The sequence below is a fragment of the Duganella vulcania genome (genome assembly GCF_009857655.1).
Taxonomy (GTDB): domain Bacteria; phylum Pseudomonadota; class Gammaproteobacteria; order Burkholderiales; family Burkholderiaceae_D; genus Rugamonas; species Rugamonas vulcania.
Window position 1 is genome coordinate 1 of record NZ_WWCX01000050.1, and the last position, 12,912, is coordinate 12,912.

The following is a 12,912-nucleotide window of genomic DNA, read 5'->3' on the forward strand; positions in this document are numbered from 1 at the left end:
GCGTCCAAGGTGTCCAGTTTGGCCTGGAACAGGTGTCCAGTTTGGTCTGGAACGGGTGTCCAGTTTGCGCTGGAACGACTGTCCAGTTTGCGGCGGAACAGGTGTCCAGTTTGCGTGGAATACGCAATCACTCCGATCTCCTGCCGATGAGACAGGTGGAATTGTGCTACTAACGTGGGTCAGATTCCGTTGCAAATTCGTGGGGAACGTGGGTCAATTTTCAGTGCAACTTAACAGGTTGTGCAAGTTTCGAATTCGTGAGCCCTGCACTTTGACTACTCTGGTCACATCCTCGATGCCAGGGCATGCGCAATCAGCACCATGCCAGCCCAACAATAAGCGAGCATGCCACCAAATATTGAACCGAGCAGTGCGACGTACAGTGCATTCATACTGCCTACAGTGCACCAGCATACCCAGGCCACAGTTACAACACCGAAAAACGCTGAGGCCGATCGAAGCAATTTTGTAAGGACCAATGGCAGCAGATTGAGAAAGTCACCATAGGCGAGCGTGCCCATACGGCTGTTAAGCGCCAATGCGGCGATGGCCAGCACGGTAACGAAGAAAAGAGGCAGCACGAGCAGAGCGCCGAATCCGGTCACCACCTTAAACGCCCAGGCTGACAGTGACGATTGCCCACATCCCCAAGCATAGATACCGACGGCCACGCCGATTCCAAACCGTTGCAAGCTCGACGCCGCATCATAATGCGAGCGCAGTATGGTAAACGAGGATCCCTGCACCATTGCGAAACTCCTTGATGAAAATCCACCGCCTGTCCTTGCTTGTCGACAGCCCGGTATCGGTTTGACGCCACTTTACTCAGCCAAACTTTAGTACAAGGCGTGGTCCGCGTTGAACGGTATGTTCGCATGCTTAAGCTCACGCATAAGTTGCGTTTTCCAGCCACCATTTGCGTCCAGTGGGATATACGCGACACCGTCGTAGTCCGACGGCCGTTCCAGATCGCTTTTTACGAGCGCACACACCCGGCCTTCCGGCATCCTACCGAGGAAGAATCCAAGTTCAAAGACAACGTTTTGCCTTGCGCGCGGTCTCTGCGTTTCGCCCATGAGCGCACCCTCGTCATCTGGTGTCATCAACACCACGGCGAAGGCCACATCCTTCGCCACTTCCTGGAATTTCGTGATCAGCGTACGGCCGCCATTCGCCTGCTCATGTAAGATCGTCGCGTCGAGGCCAATTCGCTCAAGAAAACGCGCAACTTCATGTTTTGCAGCGTCATCTCGGCCATGCACCACGAAAATTTTAGGCCGAAATAGCGGACTCGCTACCTTTGCCCGTTCGAAGGTTTCAGTATAATTTTTGGCCATATGGATTTTGTTTTCTGGTTCGCTCTGGTTTGGAAACGCTTGGTGGAGGACGTCAAATGCGGTCGATGAATCTGGCGATGAAGCATACAGGCTGTGATCGGAAAAGACGTACCCGTCCTTGGCCAGACTCGCAAGGAACTCGCGGCGCACGGGCCTGTCACCGTCCGGGGCGATTTCCCTTTCTGAAGCCGCATGATCTAGCTCCGCAGCACGTTCTACGATTACATAGGAGAGCGGCAGGCCCGACGCGGTCCGCTCACTCGGGCATGTTATCGCATAGCCACTGAGTTCGGCCAACCTTAGCTGGAGGCCGCCAACGTTCGGCGCTGCTGGCGAATGCTCCATGCCGATCTCTTGGAGAAACTGGTTTAGCTTCGCGTGGGTGAAATGTGTCTCCAACAAATTGCATGCGCAGATGATGGTGCGCCTAGAAAATTCTACCTTCCCCGGATCGAGTGGCGCACCTCGCCAGAGGCCGGCTCGTTGCAGTACCTGGAATAAATCGACATCTTTTACCGCCCAGTGAGTTGTGTGCGTCTCGGCTCTCCGGATATCAAGTTCAAGCATAAGAGCAGCAACTCGTTTTGGATCCAATTCCGACAGATTTTCGATCGGCGTGAATTCAATGCGCAGCACGGCCCCCTGATCCTTAACCTTGCAAATCCTACCGACTCGTGGTGGTATGTTTGTCGGCATCTCAGAGGTGAAAAGCGAAGGTAGCTTGGAAAGCTCGCTGATCGTTTTCTCGTTTGGGTCTCCAAAACGTTTTAGAAGATCCTCATCCGTGTGCTTTAAGAAACGGTCCCGCGGCATCAGTACAATGCCTTTGGTCCATTCGTCGATTCCATGCATGATCAAATTGTACATTTACTATCCATCGTCTCAATTACCGCGTTATTCGCATGATCGTGCGATCACATTGTGAGCGCCAGACCTCACCTCTCGGCAATGCTCTAGCAATGCAGGGATTGCGTCCCTGGATCGATTGACGGAAACCTCCTGCGATTGCCCAAGCCGCTGCGCCAAATGCTTAACCACCGACTTCACCTGGTCATGTCCTGGCTCCTCAACCACCCACTCGATTCGCGTGAAAAGTTCGGCGCGCAATAAATCCGCATTAGCCCCGGCCAAGAAAGCCAACAAGCTTAGGTCCTTGAGGCGCATGTGCAGGTCGCGGGCCAATAGCAATGCATCGTCGTCGTCCCCGTCGACCGCCGTTCGCCACACGTCCAAACCTTTTCGGCCTCCAAACAATGACGTCTTTTCGGAGCAAATGCTCCCTCGAGTCAAGAAGCGAAACTTCAGGCCCGGCGCTCCGGGGTTGTCTTGACGCATGCGCCAGTAGTTGGCGATGGAGGCCAGGACATCTTCGGAGCCCACAGAGATGTCCTTGGCAGAGTTTTTGACTTGGTTGGCGACCGAGCCATCCGGGCTTCGCATGTCAAAATCCTCGGCGCATTCGATGAAAAGCGCCTCGTCGGGTCCCAAGCTCATCCACGCCTCGACCGTGCGCCAGATTTGGTAGTCGTAACCGGCGAGCGAATGGATGGCCTGACGCTTTGCGTTCCCCACTAGGGGGGCGAGCGGCGGCGAGGCCGAGCCGTTCAAGCCGCGGCCCCCACCTTGGCGTCTTCGACAGCAGTTTCCACGACGCCAACGGCCAATGGCTCGGCGACCTTTTCGCGCAGGTCGAAGCCGGCCTGCGACGGCGTCTCCATGACCCTCGCCATTAGGTCGGCGCCAGACACGCCTTCATAGCGGGCTGGAATCTTATCGCGCAGCTTGAAGAGGCGCTGGCTCGCGCTGCGGGTCAGCTGGCCATAGGTCGTGGCCACGACCTTGCCACGCACGACACTGTCTTCCGAGATGCTTTTCTCCCTGGTGGTCTTCGAGGAGATCTGATGGCCAACGACAAACGCGCGGATCATGGGCGTTCCGTCCATGGCTTCGCTTTGCAGAAAGTCCTGCACGTATCCATCCGCTTGGGTCATTTCTGCCCGGCCGATGGACGACTTGCCCTTCTTGAGCTCGATGATGAGAACGTTTTGGATGCGCGTCAGGCTCGTGTCGAAGTTGTCGTAGCCCTCGGTCCCGACGATGGACAAGGTGGCGTCCGCGAGCACAACAATGTCGGGCCTCTGGTCGGGTTTCAAAAATGCCCCATCCTCGACGCTCTGTTTGAAAAGCTTGCGCGCGACGGTCCTCAACGTGACATTGGAGGTGTATTCGAGGCTGTCGAATTCCGGGCCAAACAGCCAGCGCGCTTGGGTCACCAACGGATGCAGCGTGTGCAGCTCGTCGGTCGCCGGATCTGCGCTCAGCTTGTCGATCGCTTCGATGATGCTCAGGCGGCTGTCGATCTCGTCGAGCACGGCGAGCGCGTCGCGCACCGTCCATTGGCCGAGCAGCCGGTCGAGGCCCACCACGTCCGAATCGCCCAGCCTGCCGAGCTTTTGAAGCAGGGCGACGCCGCTGCGCGACTTCTCCAAATTGATGACGGCCTCGACGGCGATCGCCAGCGTCTCGGCGGTGATCGCTGGACTGCGCTTGACCAGCTCCTGCGTGAAATGTGCCACCTCGATGCGGCCCAACAACGAGAGCTCCTTGAACGTCTCGCGGTGGCGCAGCAAAGCGTCTTGGGAGCTGTCGTCGACGAAGTCGTCGGAGAGCTTGTTGAACACCTTGGCCGCATAGTCCGCCACGACCGAATTCATCGAGCGGACCACCTCCGTGGACTTGAACCGCGACCAATCAGGCTCGATCTCGCCCATCCATTCGGGCCCGCATTGAACCACGATTGTGTAGCGCTTGGCGAAGCGGCTGCGGCCATCGAGAACAGCCGCGTTGCCCACGACCCAGCTGGGGGAGCCGACCAAGCGGCTGTTGACCCAGAAGGCCACGCCTTGATACAGCGTCGACTTCAAGCCGCGCGTCGTGTCCACCACAAAGGCTTCGATCGGCGCGCCTCCGGCGACCTCCAGCGTCGCTTTCTCCACCAATCCGGTGTGCTCGGACAGCGGGATGGACACTCCGTTGACCCTCACCACGAACTGGGGATCATGGAGGAAGCGCGCCGAGAGGATGTCGCGGATGCTGTCGGCGTCGGGTAAGTGGCGCCCGACCTTCACGATCAGCTTGGTCCCGTGGCCAGGGCGCTTGAGAGGCGTCATGCTGTCCATCATGAACGGCGTGGCTTGGCTGTGGGTGCTGACCACGACGGACGCGCCCTTGCCCTCGCGCCAGGTCTGGACCTCGTAGATGTCGGCGAAGCAAAGCATGCCGTGCCGGCCCACGCCATTGTGGCCGTAGGCGCGCCGAGTCCAGTTCGCGCGCTCCGGCGGAAATTCGACAAAGGGGCTTTGATGTTTGACGCGGTCGTAAGACAGCTTCATCCACCTGGCTTTGAACTGCGCGGCGGTCATTCCATGGCCGTCGTCCTGCACGGTCAACTCGCCATGCGGGGCGTCGGGTATGGCGATGTCCACCAGGGCCGCGCCAGCGTCCCAAGCATTCGCGACAAGCTCCGTGAGCGCGACCTCGGGATCTTGCGCGATCTGCCCCAGAGTTCGAATCAGGTAGTCATCCTCGAAGAGGGAGCCAAAGCTTTGGTCAGTCTTCTTCGCGCGCGTCGCCATTGGCCACTCCTCTGTTGTATGAGCTATTTTATTCCCAAAAGCATCGATGCGACGCCGATCATTTTCCCATGCGTCGAACGCTCGCGGGGCGGCGCCATCGACGCACGCCAGGCCGGCGTCACGCCGTCGCATCCCCTCGGTCGGCTTCGGCAGCCTTCGCCTTATCGATGAGCCGCACGCACGCGTGGATGGTCGCCAAATAGTGGTAGAACATCCAACTGTGCCAGATCGCCTGATCGTAGTCGGTCTTCTGGCCTGGCTTGTGGTGGCGGATGCCGAAGTTGTTGGCGAGGTTGAACAGATCGCTCTCGTCATCCCGGTTGAGCACTTTTTTGACCTCACCCCGAATGTATTCGAGCACGTCGACCAGATCGCGCACCGCATCGCGTCGATCATCACCGGTCGAAGAGCGCCGGCGAAACTTAGAGACGGCAGCGTCAACCCGGGCGATGACATTCTTTGGATCCGCCGACGGCAGCGGTGCGCCCAGCAGCGACTCCATGCCCTCTTCCGCCAGCGCCACGATCTCACCTTCGGGTGAAAGCTCGAAGCCGCTTCCGTATTCAGGAAGTATCTCGTTCATCGCCTTCCTGAAAGTCGCCTGGCCTGCGGCCTGGTCGAACCGATTGTAGTGCCAGCCGCAATCATTGAATTGGTGGTGATGGCCCTCGACGCCTTCGGAGGCGTGATCGAACAGGAACTCTATGACGTCGAACAGCTCGTCTTGGTCGCAAACAAAGATGTTGGTCTGGAAAGGCCAAATCCCATTTTGACGGAGCTTGCCATACACATACAACGGCATGTCGCCACCGGCCCGGCCATCGATCTCGCCTCGATCGACGCACACGTCGCCGAACCACTCTTGAAAAAGGCCATCGGCGACCAAGCCTGAATAGGCGCTCACAAAGAAACGCTTCAACTCGTCGAGGTCGAGGCCAACGCGAGGGGGCGCGGCACCCGTCCGCTCGGAGTAATAGCGCCGGCGCGGCGGCTTCGAATCGATTGGCTCAGCCATCAGTCCCCCTATTGCTTTGAACAGCATTGACCAGATCCGAGTAGAAATGGCCTCAGAAACGCAGCGCGGCAGCGCTCGAGATTAGTCCAACGCAGAAAATGACGAACGCTGGAATCCCACGAATCAGCCGAACATCCTACTGGTTTTCTCACACAATGCCGAATAATACAAATGGGAAATTTATTCAAGACTCCGTACTTTTTCCGTACTTTCGGCACCCTCAAGAAAAAAGGCCTGCATCAGATCGATGCAGGCCTTTGATTTTCTTGATAAATTCTGGTGGGAAGTGCAAGTTTCGAACTTGCGACCCCTGCAGTGTGAATGCAGTGCTCTACCCCTGAGCTAACCTCCCGAAGCGGGGCGAATTATCGCATACAACCTGCCCGCAGGGGAAGGCCGAAAACGAAAATTCTCGCTTTTTCTTACGCGGCGACCTGCGGCGTGGTGGTCGCGGTCCAGATGCACTGGCCTTTGACGGCCTTGTCCAGTCCGGCCAGCGTGGCCGCGTGGGCCGCCAGCTCGTCCTCCGTCGCCGGCAGGAAGATGATGTCGGCCAGCGGCACCGGCTCCAGCAATTCCGCGCCGCTCACCACTTCCTCTTCCGCATCCATGCCCAGGCTGTTCTGCCCGCGCGTCATCGACAGGTAGACGTCGGCCAGCAGCTCGGCGTCGAGCAGCGCGCCGTGCAGCTTGCGGTGCGAGTTCGACACGCCATACCGGTCGCACAGCGCATCCAGCGAGTTGCGCTTGCCCGGATGGAGTTCCTTGGCATGCACCAGCGTGTCGATCACGCCGCCGATGTGGCTGGAAAAGTCCGGCAGGTTCAGCAGCTTGAATTCGTGGTTCAGGAAGCCCAGGTCGAACGGCGCGTTGTGGATGATGACTTCCGCGCCCTGGATGTAGGCGCGCAGGTCGTCGACGATCTGATGGAACTTCGGCTTATCGCTCAGGAATTCGGTGGTCAGGCCGTGGACGTTCAGCGCGCCCTCTTCCGAATCCCGTTCCGGGTTGATGTAGACGTGGAAGTTATTCCCCGTCAGCATACGGTTGTTCAGCTCCACGCAACCGATTTCAATGATGCGGTTGCCCAGCTTGGGGTTGATGCCGGTGGTTTCGGTATCGAGTACGATTTGGCGCATAGTGTTCTGTGGTGGCTACATCCGGACGCAGGAGTATAACAGGCCGAGGCCGCTCAACGGCCGCGTGCCAGTTCGACGCCGCGGTTGGCCAGCATGTCGGCCCGCTCGTTGCCCGGATGGCCGTTGTGGCCGCGCACCCAGCGCCATTCGACGGTGTGCATGGCCTGCGCGGCGTCCAGCGCGCGCCACAGGTCCTCGTTCTTGACCGGCTCCTTGGCGGCGGTCTTCCAGCCGCGCGCTTTCCAGCCGTGGATCCACTCGCTGATGCCTTTTTGAACATACTGGCTGTCGGTGTGCAGCGTGACCATGCACGGCCGTTTGAGCGCGTTGAGCGCCTCGATCACCGCCTGCAATTCCATGCGGTTGTTGGTGGTGTCGCGCGCGCCGCCGCAAATTTCCTTCTCGGCGCTGTCGGCCACCAGGAACGCGCCCCAGCCGCCGAGGCCGGGATTACCCTTGCATGCGCCGTCCGTAAAAATCTCTACCTTATCCATCCTGCTGTTCCCGCCTTTTATTTGTTGCCGGGACGACCGCGGGGGCCGTCGCTGTTTTCTTGGTCCAAGCCGGACCGATCAAATGCATGCCTTTCACGCGCTTGATCGCCTGCACGATGTACACGCCGCCGAAGTACGGCCACCAGCGCGGCCCGGCATTATCCATGAATGCGTAGCGATGCAGCCACTTTTCTGTGCGGCAGGCCGGCGCGTAGCAGCCGAAGTGGCTCTGGCTGGCGCCCATGTTCAATAATTTTAACCAGTCTTTCATGCGCGGCATAGAGATCAGCTCCTCCGTGCGCGGCAGGAAGGAGGTGCCGCCGACGCGCCGCAGCACGTGGCGCGCGCCCCACAGGCTGGCCGGGTTGAAGCCGCAGATGATGACCTGCCCTTCCGGGATCAGCACCCGCTCGACCTCGCGCAGCACCTGGTGCGGATCGGTGGAGAACTCCAGCACATGCGGCAGCACCACCAGGTCGATCGATTGCGAAGCGAACGGTAGCTCGGTGTAGTCCAGCGTCAGCGACACCGGCCGCTGCGCCGGGCTGGTCACGGGCCGCACCTTGCGGTCGGCCAGCAGTTTGTATGGCATGCGGTTGGCGGCCAGTGCATCGATTTGCGGCATGCCGATCTGCACCGCGTTGTATCCGAAGATATCGGCTGTTAAATTATCGAGACAGGTTTGTTCCCACTCACGCAAGTACACACCGGCGGGCGTTTGCAGCCAGCCTTCCAGCGCTATAATGGATTTCTCAGATCCTGCCTTGTCCATGCCTAGCCTTTTTGCGATCCAATGACCAATTCATCTATTCAAGCACTCAGTGTTCTGACGGTTCCAGCGTTCCACGACAACTACCTGTGGCTGATCCACGATGGCGTCCACGCCGCCGCTGTCGACCCCGGTGACGCCAAGCCGATACTGGCGGCCCTCCAGGCCAACGGGCTCAAGCTCACCGCCATTCTACTCACCCATCACCACGCTGACCATATTGGGGGCGTTCCTGAATTATTACAGCATTATCAGGTTCCCGTTTTTGGTCCGCGCAACGAGAGCATCGCCGCGGTCACTTTGCCGGTCGGCGAAGGCAAGACGATCGACGTGCCCGGCCTGGCGCTGCGGCTGTCGGTGCTGGACGTGCCCGGCCACACCATGGGCCACATCGCCTACGTGCGCGAGCCCGCCGACGATGAGCCGACCTGGCTGTTCTGCGGCGACACGCTGTTTGCCGGCGGCTGCGGCCGCCTGTTCGAGGGCACGCCGGCGCAGATGATCAGCTCGCTTGGCAAACTGGCCTCGCTTCCGGATGATACCAAGGTCTACTGCGCCCACGAATATACGCTGTCCAACCTGCGCTTCGCGCGCGTGGTGGAGCCGGACAACCTGGCGCTGCAGGAACGGGTGAGGGTGGAGACCGACAAGCGCGAGCACAACGTGCCGACGGTGCCGAGCACGATAGGCGTGGAAAAGGCGACCAATCCCTTCCTGCGCTACCGCGAGCCGGCCATCGCCGAACAATTGCTGCGTGCCGGGCGGCTGGACCGCATCGACACGCCGCTGGCCACGTTCACCGCGCTGCGCTTGTGGAAAAATGACTTCTAATGAAAAACGGCCCTTGCGGGCCGTTGGTTTTTCTTAGATCTCTTCGTACAGCGGCAAGGTCAGGAACTCCGCGAACTCGGTGGAGGTCGACATCTGTTCGAAGATCTGGCCTGCGCGCACGTAGGTCGGACCGTCGCCGCCCGGCGCATCGCGCTGCACCTTGACCAGCTCTTCCTTGATCATCGCGCGCACCATGTCGGCGGTGACTTTGCGGCCGTCTTCCAGCACACCCTTGTCCGAACGGATCCACTGCCACACTTGCGAACGGCTGATTTCCGCCGTGGCCGCGTCTTCCATCAGGTTATGGATCGGTACGCAGCCGTTACCGGCCAGCCAGCTGCCCAGGTAGTGGATGCCGACGTTGATGTTGTAGCGCAGGCCGGCCTCGGTGATCGGCGCTTCCGGCTTGAAGTCCAGCAGCTGCGCGGCGGTGACGTCGATGTCGGGACGCTGCTTGTCGATCTGGTTGGGCTTGTCGCCCAACACCTTGGTGAACTCGGTCATGGCCAGTTCCACCAGGCCCGGGTGGGCGACCCAGCCGCCGTCGTAGCCGTCGGTGGCATCGCGCGCCTTGTCGTTGCGCACGCCGCCCATGGCGACTTCGTTCTTTTCCGGATCGTTCTTGATCGGAATCAGCGCGGCCATGCCGCCGATCGCCGGCGCGTTGCGCTTGTGGCAGGTCTTCAGCAGCAGCAAGGCGTAGGCGCGCATGAACGGCGCGGTCATCGTCACCTTGGCGCGGTCGGCCAGGCAGAAGTCCTTGTCCAGCTTGAACTTCTTGATGCACGAGAAGATGTAATCCCAGCGGCCGGCGTTCAGGCCCGAGCTGTGTTCGCGCAGTTCGTACAGGATCTCGTCCATCTCGAACGCGGCCAGGATGGTCTCGATCAGCACGGTGGCCTTGATCGTGCCTTGTGGCAGGCCCAGTTCGTTTTGCGTCATCACGAAGATGTCGTTCCACAGGCGCGCTTCCAGGTGCGATTCCATCTTCGGCAGGTAGAAGTATGGACCGGCGCCCCGCGCCAGCTGCTCTTTGGCGTTGTGGAACATGAACAACGCGAAGTCGAAGATGCCGCCGGAGATGCGCTTGCCGTCGACCAGCACGTGCTTCTCGTCCAGGTGCCAGCCGCGTGGGCGCACCACCAGCGTGGCGATCTTGTCGTTCAGTTTGTACGACTTGCCGTTCTGCTCCAGCGAAATGGTGCGGCGCACGGCGTCGAACATATTGATCTGGCCGGTGATCTGGTTGTCCCAGTTCGGCGTGTTCGAATCCTCGAAGTCGGTCATGTAGCTGTCGGCGCCCGAGTTGAAGGCGTTGATGACCATCTTGCGCTCGACCGGACCGGTGATTTCCACGCGACGGCATTCCAGCGCCTTCGGAATCGGTGCGATCTTCCAGTCGCCGGCGCGGATGTGCGCGGTCTCAGGCAGGAAGTCGGGACGCTCGCCGGCGTCCAGCCGCTTGGCGCGCTCGACACGCACGGCCAGCAGTTGTTGACGGCGCGCTTCGAACTCGCGGGTCAGCTTCACCACCAGCGACAGTGCCTCGGTGGTCAGGATGTTTTCGTAGCCAGGCTTGATCTCGCCCGTGATTTCCATGCCTGCCGGCAGATTGATGGTGGACTGCGTCATGAGGTCTCTCCGATAGTAAAAATATTAGCAACCAAACTAATTATAAGCACTGGCCTTCTTGTTGCACGCCGAAAGTTTTAGTGTGCGGACTCAGTTACGCCTTGATATGTTTTACAGTATATTCACTAATAAGTTATGCAAACGAGACTAAAAATCACATCATCTATGCGTTTTTATCACAAGTGACGGGCTAGGCGTTCCATGGGTCAATTCAGACAGATTTCCACCTTCGTTGAAGTGGTTTCCAAGGGCAGCCTGTCGGCCGCCGCGCGCGCCGAGGGCATCGCCCCGGCCATGATAGGCCGCCGCTTGGACGCGCTGGAAACCCGCCTGGGTGTCAAACTTTTGCAACGCACCACGCGCAAACTGGCGCTGACCAACGAGGGCGCGGCCTTCCTGGAGGATTGCCAGCGCATCCTGGCCGAACTGGAGGAAGCCGAAACCGCCGTGGCCGAACGCAGCGCGCACGCCACGGGGCACCTGATGATCTCGGCCCCGGCCGGTTTCGGGCGCCAGCACGTGGCGCCGCTGATCCCCTCCTTCCTGGCCGAGCACCGCGACGTCAGCGTCACGCTGAACATGAGCGACCGCGTGGTCGACATCGTCGGCGAAGGCATCGACGTGGCGATCCGCATCGCCAGCCTGTCCGATTCCAGCCTGGTCAGCGTCAAGCTGGCCGACAACGAACGCGTGGTGGTGGCAGCGCCCTCCTACCTCAAGCGCCACGGCGAACCGAAGACGCTGGCCGACCTGGCCAAGCACAACTGCCTGGCGATCAGCAGCGAAGGCAGCCAGCGCGGCTGGACCTTCCGCGACAACGGCAAGAACGTGGTGGTCAAGGTGAGCGGCAACATGGGCAGCAACGACGGCCAGGTGCTGCACGACTGGGCCTTGGCCGGCAAGGGCCTGGCATGGCGGTCGATGTGGGAAGTGGGGAACGAGATCGAGGCGGGCAAGCTGCAGACGGTGCTCAACGAGCATTCCGCGCCGGGCAACGATATCTACGCGGTGTTCGCGCAACGCCGCCATCTGCCGCTGCGGATACGCGCCTTCGTGGACTTCCTGCGGCACACGTATGCGCAGCCGGATTATTGGCGCAAATCCTGGAAATGATGCTGATGTAACAGCCCGCACCACAGCCCGCACAAAAACGCGGGCGAAAAAAAATCCCCGGATACCGAGGATTTCTTATTTCGTTTGATTCAGCGTATTACAGTGGCTGAATGTTCGAAGCTTGCTTGCCCTTAGGACCAGCGGTCACTTCAAAAGAAACGCGTTGGTTCTCTTGCAGCGACTTGAAGCCTGCGGACTGAATCGCCGAGAAGTGAGCGAACAGATCTTCGCCGCCTTCGTCCGGGGTGATAAAGCCGAAGCCCTTCGAATCATTGAACCATTTTACGATACCAGTTGCCATTACAATTCCTATTTCAGTTAAGTTGGGCTTGCGCCCGTGATATCGTTTGAGGCAAGAAAGAAATGACAGACAAACTGCACTACTCTTGAATCTAAACGATCCCGCATTATACCCATTTACGAGAGAAAAGCACGTTTTCGCGAAAATAAATGCAAAGCTAGATTTTCTTTGGTAGAAACCCAGTAAAAATGCCAACCTTCCGTCGCTCAACTGCCCCTCTGTCAGGGTGTATTTGTCACTATAGACAACTTAATCCTACGTCATTTGACATGGATCAAGCGCACGCTTACTCGTAATCTGTTGCTTGCGCGTCACGGGCAGCCCAATTCAGCAGCTGTTCGACTTCCGGAATCACCGCCGGCCAGCCGGTGTGCTCGGTCAGCACGCCGCGCACCATGTGTTCAATGCGCCGCGCCTGCTGCCCCAGCATGCCGAAACCGAAGGTGCCGGCGGAGCCGGCCACGCCATGCAGCAATTCGTGAAGCCGGCGCAGTTCAGGTTCAGGCGGTGGATCGCTGGCGGACGCCTTGCAGGCCGCCAGCGCATCGGTGATCTGCGCCATCGTGCCCGGCACGGTGACGGCAAACCGCTCGCTCAACGCCGCGAGGCGGGCGCGGTATTCTGGATCGGCCGGGGTCGCCATGAT

At 59.5% G+C, this 12,912-nt stretch carries 13 protein-coding genes and 1 tRNA gene; 2 read left to right on the forward strand and 12 right to left on the reverse strand.

The window, feature by feature from the left end:
• Window positions 1-284 precede the first annotated feature (284 nt).
• The 9 genes from GTP90_RS22465 to GTP90_RS22505 form a co-directional block, all read right to left on the reverse strand.
• Window positions 285-749, reverse strand: coding sequence for a hypothetical protein (locus tag GTP90_RS22465; RefSeq protein ID WP_161085632.1), 465 nt, complete (start codon window positions 747-749; stop codon window positions 285-287).
• An 87-nt stretch (window positions 750-836) separates the two neighbouring features.
• Window positions 837-2,204 (reverse strand): TIR domain-containing protein, encoded by a 1,368-nt coding sequence (locus GTP90_RS37070; RefSeq protein ID WP_161085633.1) that lies wholly within the window; start codon window positions 2,202-2,204, stop codon window positions 837-839.
• 27 nt (window positions 2,205-2,231) lie between these two features.
• Window positions 2,232-2,945 (reverse strand): hypothetical protein, encoded by a 714-nt coding sequence (locus GTP90_RS22475; RefSeq protein ID WP_161085634.1) that lies wholly within the window; start codon window positions 2,943-2,945, stop codon window positions 2,232-2,234.
• Window positions 2,942-4,972, reverse strand: a complete 2,031-nt coding sequence (locus GTP90_RS22480; RefSeq protein ID WP_161085635.1) for an ATP-binding protein — start codon at window positions 4,970-4,972, stop codon at window positions 2,942-2,944. The genes GTP90_RS22475 and GTP90_RS22480 overlap by 4 nt, the downstream gene beginning before the upstream one ends.
• Window positions 4,973-5,090: 118 nt before the next feature.
• Window positions 5,091-6,014 (reverse strand): hypothetical protein, encoded by a 924-nt coding sequence (locus tag GTP90_RS22485; protein WP_161085636.1) that lies wholly within the window; start codon window positions 6,012-6,014, stop codon window positions 5,091-5,093.
• 250 nt (window positions 6,015-6,264) lie between these two features.
• Window positions 6,265-6,339 (reverse strand) — tRNA-Val (locus GTP90_RS22490).
• A gap of 70 nt (window positions 6,340-6,409) precedes the next feature.
• Entirely contained in the window at window positions 6,410-7,126 is a 717-nt protein-coding gene (dnaQ, locus tag GTP90_RS22495) for a DNA polymerase III subunit epsilon (RefSeq protein WP_161085637.1), read from the reverse strand.
• Window positions 7,127-7,179: 53 nt separating this feature from the next.
• Window positions 7,180-7,620 (reverse strand): ribonuclease HI, encoded by a 441-nt coding sequence (gene rnhA / locus GTP90_RS22500; RefSeq protein WP_117010394.1) that lies wholly within the window; start codon window positions 7,618-7,620, stop codon window positions 7,180-7,182.
• Window positions 7,613-8,392, reverse strand: a complete 780-nt coding sequence (locus GTP90_RS22505) for a class I SAM-dependent methyltransferase (protein WP_161085638.1) — start codon at window positions 8,390-8,392, stop codon at window positions 7,613-7,615. Before GTP90_RS22505 ends, rnhA begins: the two co-directional genes overlap by 8 nt.
• 21 nt (window positions 8,393-8,413) lie before the next feature.
• Between GTP90_RS22505 and gloB the strand changes: the two genes are divergently transcribed.
• Entirely contained in the window at window positions 8,414-9,220 is an 807-nt protein-coding gene (gene gloB / locus GTP90_RS22510) for a hydroxyacylglutathione hydrolase (RefSeq protein WP_161085639.1), read from the forward strand.
• Between the two features lie 33 nt (window positions 9,221-9,253).
• Here gloB and aceB read toward each other — a convergent pair whose 3' ends face one another.
• Complete coding sequence (gene aceB / locus GTP90_RS22515; RefSeq protein WP_161085640.1) at window positions 9,254-10,852, reverse strand: malate synthase A; 1,599 nt, start codon at window positions 10,850-10,852, stop codon at window positions 9,254-9,256.
• A 201-nt stretch (window positions 10,853-11,053) separates the two neighbouring features.
• Here aceB and GTP90_RS22520 point away from each other — a divergent pair, with 201 nt between their 5' ends.
• On the forward strand, window positions 11,054-11,965 hold the full coding sequence (locus tag GTP90_RS22520; RefSeq protein ID WP_161085641.1) for a LysR family transcriptional regulator: 912 nt from the start codon (window positions 11,054-11,056) through the stop codon (window positions 11,963-11,965).
• A gap of 97 nt (window positions 11,966-12,062) precedes the next feature.
• On the opposite strand, the gene GTP90_RS22525 is transcribed toward GTP90_RS22520, so the two are convergent.
• The gene (locus GTP90_RS22525) at window positions 12,063-12,266 is read right to left on the reverse strand and encodes a cold-shock protein (RefSeq protein ID WP_008448165.1); all 204 of its coding nucleotides are present in this window, start codon (window positions 12,264-12,266) and stop codon (window positions 12,063-12,065) included.
• A 286-nt stretch (window positions 12,267-12,552) separates the two neighbouring features.
• Window positions 12,553-12,909 carry an Hpt domain-containing protein gene (locus tag GTP90_RS22530; protein WP_161085642.1) on the reverse strand — a complete coding sequence of 119 codons (357 nt, stop codon included), beginning with the start codon at window positions 12,907-12,909 and terminating at the stop codon, window positions 12,553-12,555.
• Window positions 12,910-12,912: the final 3 nt, after the last annotated feature.